Genomic DNA, 19,720 nt, shown 5'->3' on the forward strand with positions numbered 1-19,720 from the left:
CAATTCTTCATAGTATCTTTTAATTTCGTTTTTTTGAGTGATTTCATGATGTATTTTGATTTTTGGCGAAACAAAAATATCATTTTTTTGGAATCACTCTTTTTTTATGAAAAAGCCGTGTATCTTTTTATTAGTTAATAATAAAGTTTTAATTTTTTTTCATCATAAAATTTACTTTAATTCTAATTTTGAAATATATTTGAATAATAAATTTAATGCGTTCTTAGATAATTGATACGTTATTAAGAAATTCCAACAATGAAACAATCTAAATCTGTAACACAAAAAGTCGATGATTTTTTAGAAAGCTTTATGAATGTACCTCATGACACAGCTACGCTTATACGAGAGCTTTCTGGAATTTTTTTATTATTTATTATAGCTGTTATAGCATGGAGAATTGCTAGAAGAATATTACACAAAGTTCTTCCAAAAATGGCAAGGCGAACTAACACCATGTTGGATGATATATTCTTTACAAAAAGAGTAATCAATTCTATTGCACATCTTGTTCCTGCAATAATGATTGATATTTTTGCTCCACAATTTTTCCAACATTATCAAAAATTACTTCCATTTATCATAGTTATTACTGATATTTTCATTGTTGTAATTATCGCTGAAATAATTATATGTTTTATCAAATCTTTGAGAGAACACTTAGAGATGAATCCAAAATTTAAAGACAAACCAATTGCCAGTCTTTCACAATTAGCTAGAACTTTTATTACCATTATCGCTGTTATCCTGATTATTTCAATCACGATAAACGAAAGTCCAGTTGCTTTACTTACAGGGCTTGGAGCTATGGCAGCTGTGATTATGTTAGCTTTTAAAGATAGTATTCTTGGTTTTGTAGGTAGTATTCAGCTGAGTTTAAATGATATGGTGCGAGTTGGAGATTGGGTAACACTTCCAAAATATGGTGCAGATGGAAATGTTCTAGAAATAAATCTTACAACCGTAAAAGTGCAAAACTTTGATAAAACCATTACGACTATTCCTACATATTCGTTCATTTCAGATTCTTTCAAAAACTGGAGAGGAATGGAAAATTCAGACGGAAGAAGAATCAAAAGAGCAATTAACATCAATGTTTCGAGTGTAAAATTCTGTACGCATGAGTTGTTAGAAAAATTAGAACAAGTACATTTAATTTCAGCATATATTACAGAAAAAAAAGTTGAAATTGAGCAATATAATTCGGAGCATAAAAAAAATTCGCTTACAATAAATGGTCGTGCTCTAACTAATATTGGACTTTTTAGAAAATACTTAGAATTATATTTAGCAAAAAATCACAATATTAATCATGAAATGACCTGTATGGTAAGGCAATTACCACCAACAGAAACAGGAATTCCAATCGAAGTTTATGCTTTTTGTAATAATAAAGAGTGGGTTGCCTATGAAGGAATCATGTCTGATATTTTTGATCACATCATGGCCTGTGTTCCACTATTTGATCTTGAAGTTTTCCAAAACCCAACAGGAACGGATTTTATCAATTTTACAAAACAAATAAAATAAATGCAATCTTTATATATTTTAGCACTTGTTTTATCGATTTTCACGGGTTCTTTACTTCTTTCTAAAGTTCGAAATCAAAGAGAAAATTTATTATTAGGTCTTTTCTTTTTAATGTTTTCTATTGATATGCTTGTGAAAATTGGTCCTTTTAATTTTGAAAATATCTTTTTAAAACTGACTATACAGTCTTTAAATATTATTCAATTCATATTTTTATATTTATACATTGATTTTTATTTATTTAGAAGAAAAAATACAACAAGAGACCTAAGAAAACATTTATTTTTTTTATTATCTGCGCTAGCTCCTTTACCTTTTATTTTTCTTTTTGTACATCCTGACAACCAGCAGAAATATATTTTATACTTTCTAGTACCAATAATTGTTTTTAATGTTTTTTATTACTTCTTGATAATTTTTCTAAAAATTAGGGACTATTATGTTTTAGAAAATAAAAATAACTTAAAGTTTTTCTGGACTGCTTTTATCTATATGAGTTTATATATTCCTTTTATTAGTAGTATCAGTTTTTTTATCATAAGCCATTTTAATTCATTTTTCTCAAAAGATTGGTTTGAGATTTTAAGTACTTCATTAATTATTATTACTTCTCTATGTTTTCATACTTTAAAATTTAGAAATCCTGCCGTTTTTCATGCAGGTAAAAAATATGTAATTGAAAATATTGAGGAAAATGTTATTTCAAAAAAAATAGTGAAAACAGATAAAAATAAATATGTAACCTCCACTTTAAATGAAGAAAATGCTTTACTGATCAAAGAAAAATTAATGGAATACATTGAACTTAAAAAACCTTATCTGGATCCAGAAATTAATTTACAAAAAGTAGCTTCAGATTTAGAAATTAGTAAGCATCATCTTACAGAAGTTTTAAATATTTTCCTTGAAAAAAACTTTTATACTTTTATAAATGAATATAGAATTGAAGAAGTAAAAAGTAGATTACTTGACCCAAAATATAATAACCGCACTATAATTTCAATTGGAATGGATTGTGGGTTTAATTCTAAATCAGTTTTTAATCAATCTTTTAAAAATCACACAAAATTAACTCCTTCAGAGTTCAGAAAACAAAACTTGGAAATTACTAATTAACAAACAATTAAAAGTTCGTCTTACTTAATTAAAACTCGTACTTGTCCTAAATAATTAATTGAAACCTCTAACATTCCTTTTGTTTATAATTTTGTAAAAAAGATTTACATAACCCCGATTTTTTATTTCAAAAAATCAAAAAAAATTATACAAAAGAAAAATATGGAGATATGGGATATTCACCAATTCAATGAATATTTCAAAATTAAAACCTTTGAAATTTTACACCTTTTAAAAAAAACTGAAAATATAAATTTAGATCCATCAGAAAAAATCAAATTTGACATTAAAAAAGAAGAACATTTGATTTTTCTAAAAAAAACTGTATTAGAATTATATTTATTTTTAAAAGAAATTAGCCCTGAAAAATTCTTTTATGTAGAAAATATTTTAGAAAAGAGAGATAATGAATTCTCAGAGATTTATGCAACTATTGATACTCTTTTATCGTGTTTTAATGACCGTAATTTAAGTATGATGATATTGGATAAAAATATCTTATTCTGGAAATATTTACGAACTTTTCTTGAAAATGAATTAGAATTTAAAGGTACTTTAGAGTACATTATGAATGAAAATAGTCTGGTAGACTTAAAGCCCAATTTAAACTAATCTATACTCTTAATAGAAAATACCATGATTGATTGGTATTTTCTATTTTTTTATAAAAAGCTTTCAATCGCTAATTTATATCCTTTTAATCCAAAACCTATAATAATTCCTTCCACATTTGGTGATAAATAGGAATGATGTCTAAAACTTTCCCTTTTATGGACATTTGAGATATGCACCTCAATCACCGGAGTTGTAATTGCTGAGATAGCATCTGCAATCGCAATTGATGTATGTGTATATGCTCCAGCATTTAAAATAATTCCATCATAGGAAAAACCAACTTCATGAATTTTATCAATCAACTCCCCTTCCCCATTTGACTGGAAATATTCTAATTCTATTTTTTTTGTTTGATATTCTTTCATCAAAATATATAGATAATCTTCAAAAGTTTGACTACCATAAACTTCTGGTTCTCTTTTCCCCAAAAGATTTAAATTCGGACCGTTTATGATTATTAATTTCATATAAATAATTTACAAAAAAAGACGGAAGTTTTGCTCCCGTCTTTCAAAAATACAAATAAATAAATCTTTAAAATTCATATCCAATGGAAACTTGGAATACTGAGTTCTTGGCATTCTCATTACTTTCTACTTCTATTAATCCAAAGTTGTATCGTCCGTGAATAAAAATCCCTTCTGGCGCTTTATATCCAAAACCTACACTACCGTCAATTCCAAATGCTTTTTTATTGGAAAGATCTGTTTTTGTAACTGTAGTTACCGGATCTGGCAACAATGGAACTGTTTTTTTAATTTCAATACTATTATCCACTAAAAAGGCAAATTGTGGCCCTGCGTCAATACTTAAACCTTCTACTAAATAATATTTTGCATAAATAGGTAAATTGATGTAATCTAATTTAATATCCGCATGATATCTATCTCTGATATTTGGATCATTATCATTTGGAAAAGAAAAATTACTTTTCGCTCCTTGTGCAGAATAAAGTAATTCGGGCTGAATCGAAAATTTATCTGATAATTCTAATTCCAACACAACACCAGCTGTCCATCCTGTTTTAGAATCTCCACCATAGATATCACTTCCGACAAGATTAGAAAAATTCACTCCTCCTTTAACACCGAATGAAATATCCTGTGCGCTTACCAATCCAACGTTACCTACTAACAATAAAATAGTAACAATTAAATTCTTCATAATAAATTCTTTAAGGTTAATTACTTACGAAATTACTTATAATACAAAAGCATATTATTTAAAGAAATTATAATGTTTACTAATTATATATTAATTAAGATATAATTTTAAACTAAAAAAATATAATTAATAAAAAAAGCGAAGTTTACACTTCGCTTTAAAAAACTATTTATATGTAATTTTCTACCAAAATTCGTAACCGATTGTTAACTGGAAAACTGAGTTTTTAGATTTTTCAATATCTTCAATATCAATTAAACCAAAATTGTATCTACCTTGAATAAAAATTCTTTCAGGAAACTTGTATCCAAGTCCAACACTTCCATCAATTCCAAATGATTTTTTCTGTGGTAAAGTTGTTTTGTGGTATGTAACCGTTGGTTGTGGGTTTGTTGGAACTGTTTTTGTAAATTCAATATTATTATCAACAAGAAAAGCAAACTGCGGACCTATATCAATACTTAGTCCATCAACAACATAAAACTTTGCCAATATTGGCACATTAATGTAATCTAAATTTACTTTTGCATCAAAATAATCAATGAGTGACATGTATTCTGGATTTGGTCGAACAAAATTTACATCTCCCCCTTGTGCAGAATAAAGCACCTCTGGCTGGATTGAAAATCTGTCTGAAATTTCGAACTCAACAACAATACCCGCTGTCCAGTCTTTGATTGAACTTACATTATAAGTTCCAGTATTTGTCAAACTTGCAAAATTGATTCCCCCCTTTACTCCAAACGATATTTCTTGAGCTTGGGAGGTTAAAAATCCTCCGGTCAATAATAAAATTGTAACTAAAAGTTTTTTCATAATGAATTTCTTAAAGGTTAATTCCTTCCGAAATTACTTATTAATGCCAAGCGGAAAGTTTAAATATTTCACAACAAATCCTAATAAAAATCTAATTTTAAACGTTTTAACAAATATTAAAGAAGTTTTTACAGACTATTTAAGGTTTCCATTTACGATTTAAAACCTAAACAATATTTATCCTAAAAGTACTAAAATAAAGAAGAGCACGAAACTTTAAAGTTTGGATTATATTTCTGTTATATTAGATTTTATTATTTTAGCGAAAATCTTAGAAAACATTGGAAAAACGAATTATATTATTAGTACTATTTTTATGCTTTAAGCTAAGTTTTGCCCAGCATAAATATCCTCAAAATTATTTTAAAAGTCCTCTGGAAGTTCCATTATTGCTATCTGGTACTTTTGGAGAAATGCGAAGCAATCATTTTCATGCTGGTTTAGATATCAAAACGAAGCAAAGAGAAGGTTTAAAAGTATTGGCTGCTGCAAAAGGATATGTTTCTAGAATAAAAATTTCTATGTGGGGATATGGAAAAGTAATTTATGTAGATCATCCAAATGGTTATACTACTGTTTATGCGCATTTACAAAAATTCAGTCCAAAGGTTGAAGAATACATTAAGAAAAAACAATACGAACAAAAATCTTACGAAATCGAGTTATATCCGGAAGCCCATGAATTGGATCTTGAACAAGGAGAACTTTTAGCTTATTCTGGGAAAACTGGAGGTTTCATCCCTCCTCACCTACATTTCGAAATTAGAGATACAAAATCGGAAAGACCTATAAATCCACTTTTGTTTGGTTATAAAATTAAAGATACAATCAGGCCAACTATAAAAGGAGCTTTTGCCTATCCTATTTCTGAAAATTCTCATATCAATGGTTTTACTTCTAAGAAAAAATTAAAAATCACAAATGCTGGAATTGGAAAACTGAAAAGTCAGAAAATAACTGCAATTGACACGATTGGAGTTGGAATTCATGTTATTGATTTATTGAATAATTCTTTAAACAAAAACGGTATTTACAGTCTTGAAATGAAAGTAAATGGAAAGAGAAAATACTATTATGAAGTAGAATCTTTTTCTTTTGATAAAACTCGAAAAATCAATCTTCACTTAGATTATCATCATTTTAAAAACAAAAAAGAATTTGTTCAGAAATGTTTTATCGAACATAATAATGATTTGAGTATTTATAAATTTCTAGAAAATGCTGGACAGATTGAAATTCTAGATGGCTTGGATTATAAAATAGAATTGGTAGCAAAAGATTATGCAGGAAATACTTCTACACTAACAATTCCTGTAAAAGGAGAAAGAAAAAATATTCAGAAAAAAGCTAAAGACTTTAGCGATCATACTTTTGTTGAAACTTCTTGTAATACGACAATTCAGGAAGGAATAGCAACTGTTATTTTTCCAAAAGAAACTTTTTATGACAATGCAAATATTAAAGTAACACAGAAAGATAATTTTGTAGATGTTCATCAAGATATTATTCCGCTTCAGAAAAAATATACAGTAGCTTTTGATATTCGTGATAAAAAAGAATCGGAAAGAAAAGGACTTTATATTGGAAGAATTACTGGAAAAAAATATACGGTTTATCAAAATTCCATTCAGAATGATACTGCAATTTTTGCAAAAACAAAGTATTTAGGAAAATATAAGCTTATAAAAGATACTATTCCTCCTAAAGTTTCGTTGAAAAACTTTAAAGACGGACAATGGATTACAAAGTATCATTTTCTGAAAGTAAAAATCTCTGATCCAAAAAGTGGAATCAAATCTTATTATCCAACTATTGATGGAGAATGGATACGTATGGAAAGAGATTTAAGAACTGGAGTTTTGACCTATCGTCTGTCTGATAAAGAATTTAAAAAAGCAAAACATGAGCTAAAAGTAGTCGTAGAAGATAATGCTGGAAATAAAAGCACATTGAAAGCTACTTTTTATCGAAAAAAATAATTTAAACATCAAAAATTAAACAATCAACTAAATTGAAAACGAACTATTACTTAACCATAATATTTTTATTTTTAACATCCATCGTTTTTGGTCAAAAAGCAACAATCAAAGGAACGGTAAAAGATCAATTTGGAAAACCAATTGAAAATGTTACCGTAATTTTTGAAGGAGATGGAACTACCACTGCAAAAGATGGTACTTATACTTTAACAACTACAAAATTTGGACGAGGAACGATTACTTTTATGCACGTTTCTTATGCGGAATACAAAAAAAGAATCTCAACATCCAAAAATAGAACTGTAACTATTTCTCCAAAACTTCGTATTGAAGAAATTGGCGAAGTGGAAATTGAAACTAAAGAACAACGAAATGCTGTAAAAGGTCAACAAAGTGTAGATATTGAAGATGTCAAATTTGTACCTACAGGAAACGGAGGAGTTGAAACTTTAGTTAGTACCTTAATTGGTGCTTCGAATAATAACACTTTAAGTACGCAATATAATGTTCGTGGAGGAAACTTTGATGAAAACCTAGTTTATGTAAATGGTTTTGAAGTTTTCCGTCCATTTTTAATTCGTTCTGGACAGCAAGAAGGACTAAGTTTTATCAATTCAGATATGGTAAAAAATATAGCCTTTTCTGCTGGAGGTTTTCAAGCTAAATATGGAGACAAACTTTCTTCGGTATTGGATATTACTTACAAAAAACCTAGAAAATTTGGTGTGACAATGAACGCAAGTTTACTTGGTGGTGGACTGACTGTGGAAGGAACAGGTTTAAAAGACAAACTTAATTTTATTGCAGGAGCAAGATATAGAGATAATAGTTTATTAGTAGGAAGTAAAGACATTGAAACAAACTACAAACCTAGATTTTTAGATATCCAATCATTTTTATCTTATAAAATTACAGACAAATTTACTTTAGAATTTTTAGGAAATGTAGCTTCGAATCAATACGATTATATTCCTAAAACTAGAAGAACTCGTTTTGGAACAGTAAATAATCCTTTAGAATTAATTGTGTATTATAATGGTCGTGAAGAAGATGATTATTTAACTGTTTTTGGTGCTTTAAAAGGAATTTATAAAGTAAATGATAATTTAAAACTAGAACTGACTACTTCTGCTTATAACACACAAGAAGAAGAATATTATGACATTGAAGCTTTTTATAATTTAGGGCAAGTAGATGGTGATTTTGGTTCGGATAATTTTGGAGAAACTTTATATGCACAACAGATTGGTTCACAACTTTCGCATGCGAGAAATGATTTAGATGCCTTAATTAATAATGTGCAATTAAGAGCAAACTATAAAAAAGATAATAATGAAATTGAAGTTGGAGCAAAATATCAAATAGAAGATATCCAAGATAGAATTATTGAGTGGGAAATGATTGACTCTACTGGTTTTTCTATTCGTCCTATTCATCATGCTGCAAACCAACAACCTTATGAGCCTTATACTGGAGAGATTGTTCCTTTCCAAAATATTAGAGCTAGAAACCATACGAAAATAAGCAGACTTTCGGCTTATGCGCAATATAGTAGAAAAGCTTATTTAAATGACCATGAAGTTTATTTCAATATTGGAGGAAGAATGCAAACTTGGACTGTAGATGATGAAAAATCTGCAAATGTTACACAAACTGTTTTTAGTCCAAGAGCACAATTTGCAATCAAGCCAGATTGGGAAAACACAGATATGTTATTTCGTTTTGCTACAGGAATTTATTACCAACCTCCTTTTTATAGAGAATTGAGAAATGCGGAAGGAAACGTAAATCCAGATGTAAAAGCACAAAAGGCTTATCATTTTATTTTAGGAAATGAATATAGTTTTAAAATGTGGGGAAATAGAAAGTTTAAATTAGTTACGGAAGCGTATTATAAAAACTTAGATGATGTAAATATTTACACGGTTGATAATGTAAGAATTCGTTATGCTGCAAATAATAATGCTAAAGCTTATGCTGCTGGTTTTGATATGCGATTGAATGGAGAATTTATTCCTGGTACGGAAAGTTGGCTTACTATCGGATTATTAAAAACAGAAGAAAACTACGAAAACAGAGGTTATATTCCTAGACCAACAGATCAAAGATTTAAATTGGCTTTTGTTCTACAAGATTATGTTCCAACAATTCCAAATTTAAGAATGTATTTAAACATGGTATATAATTCTGGTGTTCCTGGTGGTTCTCCTTCTTATGCAGATCCTTATTTATACCAGACAAGATTGAATGCATATCGTAGAGCTGATATCGGATTAATCTATGTTTTTACAGATGCTAAAAGAAGATATGAGTCTGGTTGGCTAAAGAATTTCAGAGAACTTACTTTAGGTGTAGAATTGTTTAATATGTTTGATATTAAAAACTCTATTACGAATACTTGGGTACGTGATGCCTATTCAAAAACTTCTTATGGAATTCCAAATTACATGACAGGAAGAGTATTAAATGTTCGTATGACTATGAAGATTTAAAAACTCATTTTATGATATAAACAAAAAGGCTTTTCGATTGAGAAGCCTTTTTGTTTTTACTCCTCTCCCTATACTGAAAACCAATTCCCCTCTTGAGAAGAATCAGGGTGTGTTACACAGCTTAAACACTAAAAATCAAAACAATAAAATATGGCTTCGGCTCCGCTCAGCCACCGGTTTACACCACGGAGATTGAGCGGAGCCGAAATCGGGTTTTCATTTGAACGAAAATCAATAACGTGGCTTCGAGAGCCTCAGCCACCAGTTTACACCACACCACGGAGATTGAGCGGAGTCGAAATCGGATTATCATTTGAACGAAAATCAATAACGTGGCTTCGGCTCCGCTCAGCCACCGGAGAGCATCCATTAAAAAACAAAAATCCCCCAATGCGCACAAAGGAGGATTCATTTAAATATATTAAGTTGTTGTGATTCTTTTATAGGAAGGTTAGCTTCTAACGAATTTACCGATAGATTCTAATAATTGTGGATTTTCTTCAAGACCGATTCTTGCTACAGCATAGAATTCGCTCATCCAATCGTTTAGGGTATCAAAGGCTTCGTCTTTTGCTTTGGTAGCACTTTGCGACTCTCCTTTTTCTTGATGGTAGTCAAATTTGGCAGTTTCTACATCTGTTAAAAGCGCTGCTGTGTTTGTGATATCTTCTGCTGTGATTTTTAATCGCTCAAGTCTTGTTTGTAATTCTGTGTCTTGCGCTACTTTGTTGTAGAATTCCTTTACTTGTGTAATCCATTTTGAATAAGATCTACCAATTGCATGAGATAGACCTAATTTTTCTAAAATAAGAGGTTCATTTCGAAATATTACTTTGGCTTTCTTTCTGTGTAGCGTATAAACGGTGTTTAGCTGCTCTTTTTTTCTAGAAAATACTTCGTAAGCCTCCGAGGTTTCGTCTTCCTCTGTGTTCATGAAGTCATAAGCTTCTTTGGTTCTTGATAAGATATCTTTTCCTTCCTGAATTACTACCTCATCATAACCTAAATCTGCCATGATTTCTTTGATTTCGTTTTGTGTTTCCACATTTCTTAGTGCCATTGCATATAGCTCTAATAATTCTACATTTGTTAACTTTTTTTTACTCATAAATTTTTAGATTAATGTTAAACAATCCTTTTTTAGATTCTATTTTATATTAATTAAAAATAGTTTATAAGCTGAATATAAGCTTTTTAACGTTTAAATAATAATTTTTGACATATAGTTTTCAAGATTTAGCAACTGGTTAATTATACATGATGCTTTACAAATGCATTTTTCTTCGTTGCATTTCCGTTTTTCCACTCTACAAATGTATTTTTCCTCATTACATTTCCATTTTTCCACTCTACAAATGCGTTTTTCCCCCTTACATTTCCGTTTTTCTACTTTACAAATACGTTTTTCCCCATTACATTTCCGTTTTTCTACTCTACAAATGCGTTTTTCCCCATTACATTTCTGTTTTTCTACTTTACAAATGTATTTTTTCCTTTTCAATTCCGATAAGGTTCAATTATAAAAAAAGAATATAATAATTATTGATTTAATTGTAAAACACTTCGGTTACAGTTTCAACAACTATATCATTTCAATTATAACATATTGCGGTTAAAGTAAACTGAGCGATTAATCCAGTAAAGAATTCATAATTATTTCAATTATAACATATTGCGGTTAAAGTAGCAGCTTTAACAGGTGCGGCAGTCACTCAAGTTGTATTTCAATTATAACATATTGCGGTTAAAGTTTTTCGCCCCTTTTCTTTAACTAATCGGTTTATTATATTTCAATTATAACATATTGCGGTTAAAGTTTTTAGTAAGTTATCGGAAAAATTTAAAATAGATTTATTTCAATTATAACATATTGCGGTTAAAGTGGGGAACCGGAAAGTCCTTTATTTTAGGATGGTTCAATTTCAATTATAACATATTGCGGTTAAAGTGGTGAAGAAGTGTATATCGACAATGGAGAAGCTATATTTCAATTATAACATATTGCGGTTAAAGTCGTTATTTGATCCGGAAAGATTATATAACAATGTTCATTTCAATTATAACATATTGCGGTTAAAGTACAAAACCCTGAAATTAGATGGGAAGTAGGAAATCGATTTCAATTATAACATATTGCGGTTAAAGTAAAATTTTATCTGAAATATTCAATTTTCCTTTTCCTATTTCAATTATAACATATTGCGGTTAAAGTACAAATATGATTACAAAAAGACGGAAAAAACAATTAAATTTCAATTATAACATATTGCGGTTAAAGTTTAATCCAACCATGATGAGATAAAATACTACATTCTATTTCAATTATAACATATTGCGGTTAAAGTTCACAGATCTAAAGCTCTTTATGTAAGGAAATATTTATTTCAATTATAACATATTGCGGTTAAAGTTTGAAAAAAACAATCTAGATCATTTACAAAAACCTGATTTCAATTATAACATATTGCGGTTAAAGTAAAAGCAGTAAATGATATTCGTTTAATGTTAGATAAATTTCAATTATAACATATTGCGGTTAAAGTCCTGTTATTATCTGTAGATATCGCGCGAAAACCTCGATTTCAATTATAACATATTGCGGTTAAAGTATCTTTTAGATGTGGAGGAAGAGCAAGCCGAAATATATTTCAATTATAACATATTGCGGTTAAAGTAACTATTGAATTAATGCTTCAAAGAATTACAGATTTATTTCAATTATAACATATTGCGGTTAAAGTTGGAATGGAGTTGTTTAATAATGTTATGCAGATGCGATTTCAATTGTAAAATACTTCGGTTAAAGTTGAGAAATTTCAAATCATAGACGGGTAACACAGATTATTTCAATTGTAAAATACTTCGGTTAGAGTTGTTGATAAGTCCACTATCATAAATTTTATAATGGAATTTCAATTGTAAAATACTTCGGTTAGAGTGGGTTTTAGTCGCTCCTCGGGAGGGGGAGTAACTCTATTTCAATTGTAAAATACTTCGGTTAAAGTCAAGATGGAAGTGAAAAAATGGTTACGTATGAAACATTTCAATTGTAAAATACTTCGGTTAAAGTACATCTTCAACCGATATATTATATTCCAATCCAGTTATTTCAATTGTAAAATACTTCGGTTAAAGTGAGTTGTAACCAAGTTAGAGTGTGGGTGCAAACGCACATTTTAATTGTAAAATACTTCGGTTAAAGTAACAGAACTAACAAAAAACACTATAGAAGATATAGTATTTCAATTGTAAAATACTTCGGTTAAAGTAATTGGACAAGTCACTTTCTTGATTCTTTAGCATAATTTCAATTGTAAAATACTTCGGTTAGAGTGGTTATTCAAATATGCAATTTGATTACAGATATTAATTTCAATTGTAAAATACTTCGGTTAGAGTCAAATACAAATAAACCCAGTCTTGTATGGATTACAAATTTCGATTGTAAAATACTTCGGTTTAGAAAAAAAATATTAAATATTTCAAAGAACAAAAGAGTTCGACATCAAAGATATCGAACTCTTTTAAATTAATGATATACTGTTCGTAATAATTCTAATAGTTGTAAACGAACAGTTGAAAGTGAATTACAATAATTCAAATAGATAATATTATTATTGATATATCTTCCTCTTCCAAAATAAAAAACTCCTTTAGAAAAAGAGATTTTCTCATTTATAGATTGAAAATCATCTACATTATTTTCTTTATCATATAAGAATATTATTGAATCATGAATAGAATCTTCAAAAGCGGAAAATTCATCTATTAAGCAAAATAAAGTATTTTTAAATCCATGTTGATTCAAAAATGACTCAATAAAATTATTATGACTTTTGCTTAAAATTATAATTGAAGTTTCTTTTTTTAATTTAGATAGTCTAGAATTCTCGAGAATTAAATTTTCAGCTTCTTCTATTTGTGAACTAGTTAATTTAGATAATTCCAAACTTACACTTTCTAATATTTGATGTTTCATTTCCTTTTCAACATCTTTTTTATTTTTCCAACCAATAAATCCTAAAACAAAAAGAATTAATAAAACTATTGTAGAAAATACCCAAAAAAGATATTTGAAATGGTTTTCCATATTTTGTCTTTCAGTAATTGCTGATTTGACAATTTCTTTTCTTGTTTCCTCTTTCAATTTTATGGAATCTGTTACAAGTTTTAATTCTCTTTGATAAAGCTTTTTACTAAAACTTATTTCTTTAATAATTAGCTCTAAAGAATCAACTTTCTCCTCTAATTCTTTAAACTCTTTTTTAGATTGTCCAAAACTTACAATAGAAATAATCAAAAAGATAAATAGTAAATGTTTTTTCATTGTATAATCAGTTTTGCTTGTTTGAATATTCCTTTTTCTTTCATAGCAAGTTTAACTTTAACAATATCTCCGATGTTATAATTTTCAGTTTTCTTGACTCCATTGATAATTAATTTACACTCTTCATTGTTCTGAAGTGTTTTTCCAATTATTTTTTTAGGCTTTGTTTTAATGATTTCAACTATTTCAATACTTATAATATCATCTTTTTGTTTCTCACTAATATCACTAACTTTAAGTTCTTCTTTAATTTTTATAAGCCTTTCCTTTTCTTCATTAATAGCTTTTTCTTTAGCTATTGTTTCTTTTTCTATTTTCTGAGATTTAGAAAGTTCTTTAGCTTTTAAAATTTCTTGTTGATAATCAGTATGATTATTTTCTGAATATTCTTCAATGATACACCAACCTAAGCTTTCTCCTGTAAAATGATTCAAAAATAAAGTTGTTGGAGCTTCTTTTTTGATTTTATCAATAGCATCACCTTTAATATTATCAAATGCCAATTGTATAGAATTTTGATACATTGATTTCCCAAAACCTAAACATACTAACGCCTTTGTATGATTTTCTTTTTCAAAACTTTCAATCATACTCAAATAACTTTCTAATTGTTCTTGATAGCTATTTAGCTTATCATTTTCAATCATTATTAGAGCTTTGTTGATAAAATCTTTTGAAAATTGATTTAAGATTTTGAATATTCCTTTACTTGAAAAATCTTTAACATTATCATAATGCCCAATTTTTGAGATTACTTTTTTATCTAGTTTACTATTCTTAATAAAAAAATCTATTTTAATTGTAGTTTGTTCTGAAATAGCTTCTACAATACTCGGAATTTCTAATTCTCCTTCACCAATGTTATACCTTTCACGATAAACTTCTATAGCTTCAGTTTTATTCTCTAATAATTCTGAATCTCTAATTCCAAATAAAGAAAAGTGTCCATAAAAGTTCTTTTCTTTCGTATCAAAGAATTTTTCAGCTTCCTTTATAAATTGTTTTGAATTAATAATAAAAGATTTCTTATGATATTCAGGATTTTTCCTTTGATTCTCATCTTCTCGTTGTTTTAAAAATGAATTTACTTGTTGTCTTTTATTTTTATAAAAATCATAAAACATCGCATTCCTAATAGAACCTTTCAAACTAGAACCAGGGATAAAAGCTTTTCCTTTCGAATGAATATGTCTTTCAATCTGAACAGGATTATCTTCTATTTTAAAATCAATTCCCTTAGAAAACAAACTTTCTTCATAAGCATTATGACTTTTTAAAAAATCTAAAAACTTCTTGTTTTTATCTGTAGTTTGTTGAGGTAGGTTTATTACTTCCTCGATATAACTTTCCATAAAAACTTCATCAGATAAAAGCTGTTGAAACTTCTTCGAATCAATAATCTTAATCTTCCCACCATCACAAACATAATCTGCAATAGGAGAGAGAGCAGCTTCATGACTTTTTATACAAACTGGACTCAATGTCGTAATTTGTAAAGGAATTATTGTATTGATTTCTATTTTTTGCTTTTCTTCTGTTTTAAGAGTTTCCATAATTTTCATGAATTGGTAAGGTTAAACAAATCCCCAATCGTTTAGAAGGTGCATTATCATCTTTACTTAATTCTACAACCTGCCCTTTAAAATCAGAAGTATTTAAAATAGCACCTTCTGAAATCATTTGAATAGATTTTAAATAATCAAATTTTCTTTGTCTTCCACCTCTTTTAATTGTATCATAGTAATTAAACTTCTTTAAATCATCTAAACTTTCAGGAATACTCAATCCTAAACTCATATAAGTATCAGATTTAAAAGAATAGTTGAAATCAGTATTAAAACAAACCTCTTCCACAAAACCGAAACCACTGCTTTTTCTTCCTCCCAAACCTTCAAAGCGAATCAAATCAACAGCAAACTTGAAAAGGTTTTTTTCTTTTTCCGTTAATGAGTTTTCATCATATAGAAAATAGAAATGTGTTTCAAATTTTGCGTGTTTTTTTCCTGTATGTTTCGGAATCTGAATAAAAGAAATAGAGTAAGGATCTTTTTTATCATCTTCAGAATCAAAAAATCGCTGTTTTACTTGAATTGTAGTTCCTTTTTCAAAAGGTTTTGGCAAATCTTTATTTTCAATGGTATCAGCGTCAAAATTCTTTTGCAAAAACTTAAGAGAAACAAATTTTGTTCTTTTTACCTTTTTTATAATATGACTATCGCTTTTCTCATTCACCAAATTACTAGCATGAATTGGTTTTGGAAGTAAATAATGAATCTCATTTTTTTCTATGTTTTTTAAACAATAAAACAAAGAAGAAATCTTGATTTTATGCTTCTCAAAAAGTTGGATAAAGTTCTCTATTTCTTCTGGAGCATATTTTGCAATGTTTTGAACCAAAGCAGCAAACAAACTATCGGAATGCATCCAATCGGAAGTGTCAGACAACCCAACTTCATTATCCAAAGCAGTTTTTCCAAAATGAAAACGACTGTTTGGTCTTACTTTTAGAATAATTGCTTTCATTCTAGTTCATGTTTAAAGGTTCTGTCTTTGGTTCTGATATATTAAACTGAACAAAAGGATTATCCTCAATAATTGATTTCTCAATTTTAAAACTTTCATTGTTTATTTTATGCTCTTCAATAATAACTTCTTTAAAAGCAATTTGTCCAGAACCTCTACTTCCTGCTCCTCCTAAATAATCCATTTCTAATAATTTCATTGCCATAGCAATTTCATCTAAATCATTTTTAGATTTTTCATTTTCATACTGATCATAAACCATTTCAAATTCAAATCTTGCTCCTTGTGGAACACGTTCCAGTGGTCTAGGATTTGCTTCACCTGTTATTCTCTTAATTGAATTTTCGTATTTAATTTCAGAAAATTCCATATCCATATTTTCTTTCATATCTTCATTAATAGACTTTGTATTCAGATAAGCATCACGAACTCTTAATAAAGCTTCCGCTCTCTCATCTTTTCCTACTTGATTTGCTCCATTTCCAAAAATATTTCCTGTTCTCCCTCCTAAAGTTCTATCTGTTTCAACATTCGGACTACCTTTTGCCTTTGCCAACATATTTCGCAACTTTCCTTTTAAAGAGCTTCCTGGAATATATGGAATTCCGTTTGCTGTTTTGATGATATTATTATCTACACCTCCAATTTCTATAGTTGCACTCGAACCTCCAATATGTAACCCTGTTACAACTTCAATGTTTCCTTTGATAATTATTTTTGCTATTAATTTGTCCATTTTTGTTTCTTCTTTTGTCATGATTTTATTTGTTGTCTTTTGGGAAATAGAATTTATGATAAGCTAAAATTGCTTCCATATATTGTTTAAAAGCTTTTACTTCTTCGTATGTATTGATATTTTGAATATCTTTTTTCATATCAATAACCAAATCTTTTCCTTTTCCTCCTATTCTTGCAGCAGTATAAACCATCTTTGGTTGCAATTGTTTCATTCCAGAAACATTATTTTCCTTTTTGATTAAATTATAAATATTACGAAGTTGTGTTGGAGTAATATCTGATTTTCCATTGCTTCCAAATTTATGTTTAACATATTTCTCAAGTTTCTCAAAAAAATCATTTGGAATATTTTCTTGTGCTAAATCTGTAAATTTTGGTCTAACCAGTTCAAATTGTTTTTGCGTATTTTTCTGACTCATTATTTTCTTTTTTTCTAGTTTTTAATTCAGTAATTCTTGCAGCTAATGGAAATTGCATTGGATTTGTTTTCAATTTCCCTTCAGATGTAATCGTTTCAATCAAAGCATTTTCATAGGGTGTAAAAAAGTCTTTTATCATTTCATCAACAAGTTCTTGTTTTGATTTATCATCTTGTGTTTTCATATCACGCAGATAATATTTCAAACGCCAGACTTGTTCTAATGGAAGTTTTTCTCCTCGTTCGATTCTTTTTTGCGCACTATTAAATCCTTTTGCACTTCGCTTGATTTTTCCCAAAAAGCTTTTCTTAATGATTTCTTTTTCAAGCATTTTTTGAATAGTTTCGGAATGCTTTAAAGCTGTTTCATAATTATTCCATGAAAAAACTTCATCCATAATACAAACAGCATCTTTTACAACATCACCATCTTTATCTTCATGTTTTTTCGCATTAGAAAGATATTCCTCCGTTATTTCAGAAATACGAACCACAGGAGTTTTCGCATTTACCAAACTAATTCCAGCAGATAGACTTACATCATTCAATTCTTGAATCCCTTTTTTAGCATCTTTAAAAGTCTTTTGAATTTCTAAAGCAAAAGGTAAAATAGCGTCCCAAGCTCCTATAAAAAAGCAATCATCTCCACCACTAAAAACAGTATAGACATTGTTTTTATATTGATACTCAATATCATCACATTTATCTTCAATATTTTTAGTATCGGGTTGTTTTTCTTTAAAACATTTATTTTTAATAATATTTCGAATGCTTTTTTCTTTCTCACTATCCATCAAAAAGAAACCATTAAAGAATTGATTTATCTTTTCAAATTGCTTTACACCTTCAATCTTATTTTTAAAAACAGTTCCCAAATTATCAATATCCATTTTTAAAACGCCAAGAAAATCAGAACCTGTTCTCTCTTCAGCAAAATGTGCCAAAGCATCAAATTCAATAATTCCACCTTTTGTATAATTCTCAGATAATTCTTTTTCAGGATTGTTAGCTTTAAATTCTTCTATCAACTTTAAAAGAGAAGAATCCCATTTAGGTAAATAATTTGAATACTTTTCTTTTAACTCAATATATTCTGTTTTGATTATTTTATCAAAAGTTTGAAAAGGATAAAACATCCTTTGAAAATCATCTTCATCAATTCCATCTAAAGACTGGTAACGTTTTCTATTGTTTTCTTTTACCAAATAACTCCAAGCTGTTTCATAATTTACTTCAGAAGCATAAGTTAATCGTAGCAATAAATCTTTTGTTTCTTTTTTAAATTCCTTTTCAACCTTTTCAAGAATGGAATCTAAACCTGTTAAAATCTCGTTAGATTCACAAATAGCAAAGAAACCTCCACCTCCTTGATAATCATTCCATTGCTCATTTTTAGTTTTCTCATCTGTTCCCAGAGTTTCCTTCAATTTCTTCAAGTATTTTTTTTCTAATTCTTGAATTTCACTAGAGCGTAGCTTTAAGTTTTTTGCAGCTCCTTTTGTTTTGACATTAAAGATGTATTCCTGAATTCCAGAAAAATCACCTTTTATAATAGTTATACACATTTCTTATGTTTTCATGATTATTAAATTTATTTTAATTGTAAAATACTTCGGTTAATCGGTGCTACAGACGGTCGTACAGTACTACCTAACGTTTTTCAATTGTAAAATACTTCGGTTAAAGTTTGGATTCATCGAAGGCATACCTGTACTTCAGCAATTTCAATTATAACTTATTACAGTTAAAGTTCCCTCAATTTAAAGGAGCTGGTAAATTCATTATGACTAAAGGTAAAACTTGACATTTTCAATTATAATATATTTCGGTTTAAGCTCAAATGGAAGAGAAAGCAGAACTTCAAGGACTACCATTTTAATTATAATATATTGCAATTAAATTTGTGCTACGATGACAGTCATGCAAAACCCTATATAGTTTCAATTACAACATATTGTGGTTAAAATCTTAAATATAAAAATGTCAAAGAACGAATAATTAT

General features: G+C 28.5%; 15 protein-coding genes. 5 read left to right on the plus strand and 10 right to left on the minus strand.

All coding sequences use genetic code 11. The features are described 5' to 3' along the window. The first annotated feature begins 258 nt into the window (after positions 1-258). From I0K12_RS16795 to I0K12_RS16805, 3 genes are all read left to right on the plus strand, one after another. Positions 259-1,530, plus strand: a complete 1,272-nt coding sequence (locus tag I0K12_RS16795) for a mechanosensitive ion channel family protein (RefSeq protein ID WP_196889300.1) — start codon at positions 259-261, stop codon at positions 1,528-1,530. After that, positions 1,531-2,646: a helix-turn-helix domain-containing protein gene (locus I0K12_RS16800; RefSeq protein ID WP_196889301.1), complete on the plus strand. Its 1,116-nt coding sequence runs from the start codon at positions 1,531-1,533 to the stop codon at positions 2,644-2,646. 162 nt (positions 2,647-2,808) lie between these two features. After that, positions 2,809-3,258 (plus strand): hypothetical protein, encoded by a 450-nt coding sequence (locus tag I0K12_RS16805; RefSeq protein ID WP_196889302.1) that lies wholly within the window; start codon positions 2,809-2,811, stop codon positions 3,256-3,258. A gap of 50 nt (positions 3,259-3,308) precedes the next feature. On the opposite strand, the gene aroQ is transcribed toward I0K12_RS16805, so the two are convergent. The 3 genes from aroQ to I0K12_RS16820 all read right to left on the minus strand — a co-directional run bounded on the left by aroQ (position 3,309) and on the right by I0K12_RS16820 (position 5,241). Then, positions 3,309-3,728, minus strand: coding sequence for a type II 3-dehydroquinate dehydratase (aroQ, locus tag I0K12_RS16810; RefSeq protein ID WP_196889303.1), 420 nt, complete (start codon positions 3,726-3,728; stop codon positions 3,309-3,311). A gap of 67 nt (positions 3,729-3,795) precedes the next feature. Beyond that, on the minus strand, positions 3,796-4,425 hold the full coding sequence (locus tag I0K12_RS16815; protein WP_196889304.1) for a porin family protein: 630 nt from the start codon (positions 4,423-4,425) through the stop codon (positions 3,796-3,798). 183 nt (positions 4,426-4,608) lie between these two features. Then, positions 4,609-5,241: a porin family protein gene (locus I0K12_RS16820; protein ID WP_196889305.1), complete on the minus strand. Its 633-nt coding sequence runs from the start codon at positions 5,239-5,241 to the stop codon at positions 4,609-4,611. A 281-nt stretch (positions 5,242-5,522) separates the two neighbouring features. Between I0K12_RS16820 and I0K12_RS16825 the strand changes: the two genes are divergently transcribed. Then, the gene (locus I0K12_RS16825) at positions 5,523-7,220 is read left to right on the plus strand and encodes a M23 family metallopeptidase (protein ID WP_196889306.1); all 1,698 of its coding nucleotides are present in this window, start codon (positions 5,523-5,525) and stop codon (positions 7,218-7,220) included. A gap of 32 nt (positions 7,221-7,252) precedes the next feature. Beyond that, positions 7,253-9,712 carry a carboxypeptidase-like regulatory domain-containing protein gene (locus I0K12_RS16830; RefSeq protein ID WP_196889307.1) on the plus strand — a complete coding sequence of 820 codons (2,460 nt, stop codon included), beginning with the start codon at positions 7,253-7,255 and terminating at the stop codon, positions 9,710-9,712. A gap of 451 nt (positions 9,713-10,163) precedes the next feature. On the opposite strand, the gene I0K12_RS16835 is transcribed toward I0K12_RS16830, so the two are convergent. From I0K12_RS16835 to I0K12_RS16865, 7 genes are all read right to left on the minus strand, one after another. Next, positions 10,164-10,820 carry a hypothetical protein gene (locus I0K12_RS16835; protein WP_196889308.1) on the minus strand — a complete coding sequence of 219 codons (657 nt, stop codon included), beginning with the start codon at positions 10,818-10,820 and terminating at the stop codon, positions 10,164-10,166. A gap of 2,421 nt (positions 10,821-13,241) precedes the next feature. Beyond that, entirely contained in the window at positions 13,242-14,039 is a 798-nt protein-coding gene (locus tag I0K12_RS16840) for a hypothetical protein (protein ID WP_196889309.1), read from the minus strand. Next, the gene (gene csm5 / locus I0K12_RS16845) at positions 14,036-15,592 is read right to left on the minus strand and encodes a type III-A CRISPR-associated RAMP protein Csm5 (protein ID WP_196889310.1); all 1,557 of its coding nucleotides are present in this window, start codon (positions 15,590-15,592) and stop codon (positions 14,036-14,038) included. The genes I0K12_RS16840 and csm5 overlap by 4 nt, the downstream gene beginning before the upstream one ends. Then, positions 15,579-16,562: a type III-A CRISPR-associated RAMP protein Csm4 gene (gene csm4 / locus I0K12_RS16850; RefSeq protein WP_196889311.1), complete on the minus strand. Its 984-nt coding sequence runs from the start codon at positions 16,560-16,562 to the stop codon at positions 15,579-15,581. The genes csm5 and csm4 overlap by 14 nt, the downstream gene beginning before the upstream one ends. A 1-nt stretch (position 16,563) precedes the next feature. Further along, on the minus strand, positions 16,564-17,319 hold the full coding sequence (gene csm3 / locus I0K12_RS16855; protein ID WP_196889312.1) for a type III-A CRISPR-associated RAMP protein Csm3: 756 nt from the start codon (positions 17,317-17,319) through the stop codon (positions 16,564-16,566). 4 nt (positions 17,320-17,323) lie between these two features. Continuing rightward, positions 17,324-17,719 (minus strand): type III-A CRISPR-associated protein Csm2, encoded by a 396-nt coding sequence (gene csm2, locus I0K12_RS16860; protein ID WP_196889313.1) that lies wholly within the window; start codon positions 17,717-17,719, stop codon positions 17,324-17,326. Continuing rightward, on the minus strand, positions 17,688-19,283 hold the full coding sequence (locus tag I0K12_RS16865; RefSeq protein WP_196889314.1) for a Cas10/Cmr2 second palm domain-containing protein: 1,596 nt from the start codon (positions 19,281-19,283) through the stop codon (positions 17,688-17,690). Before I0K12_RS16865 ends, csm2 begins: the two co-directional genes overlap by 32 nt. Between the last annotated feature and the right edge of the window lie 437 nt (positions 19,284-19,720).

The organism is Aureivirga sp. CE67 (assembly GCF_015767245.1).
In the GTDB taxonomy this organism is placed as follows: Bacteria; Bacteroidota; Bacteroidia; order Flavobacteriales; family Flavobacteriaceae; genus Aureivirga.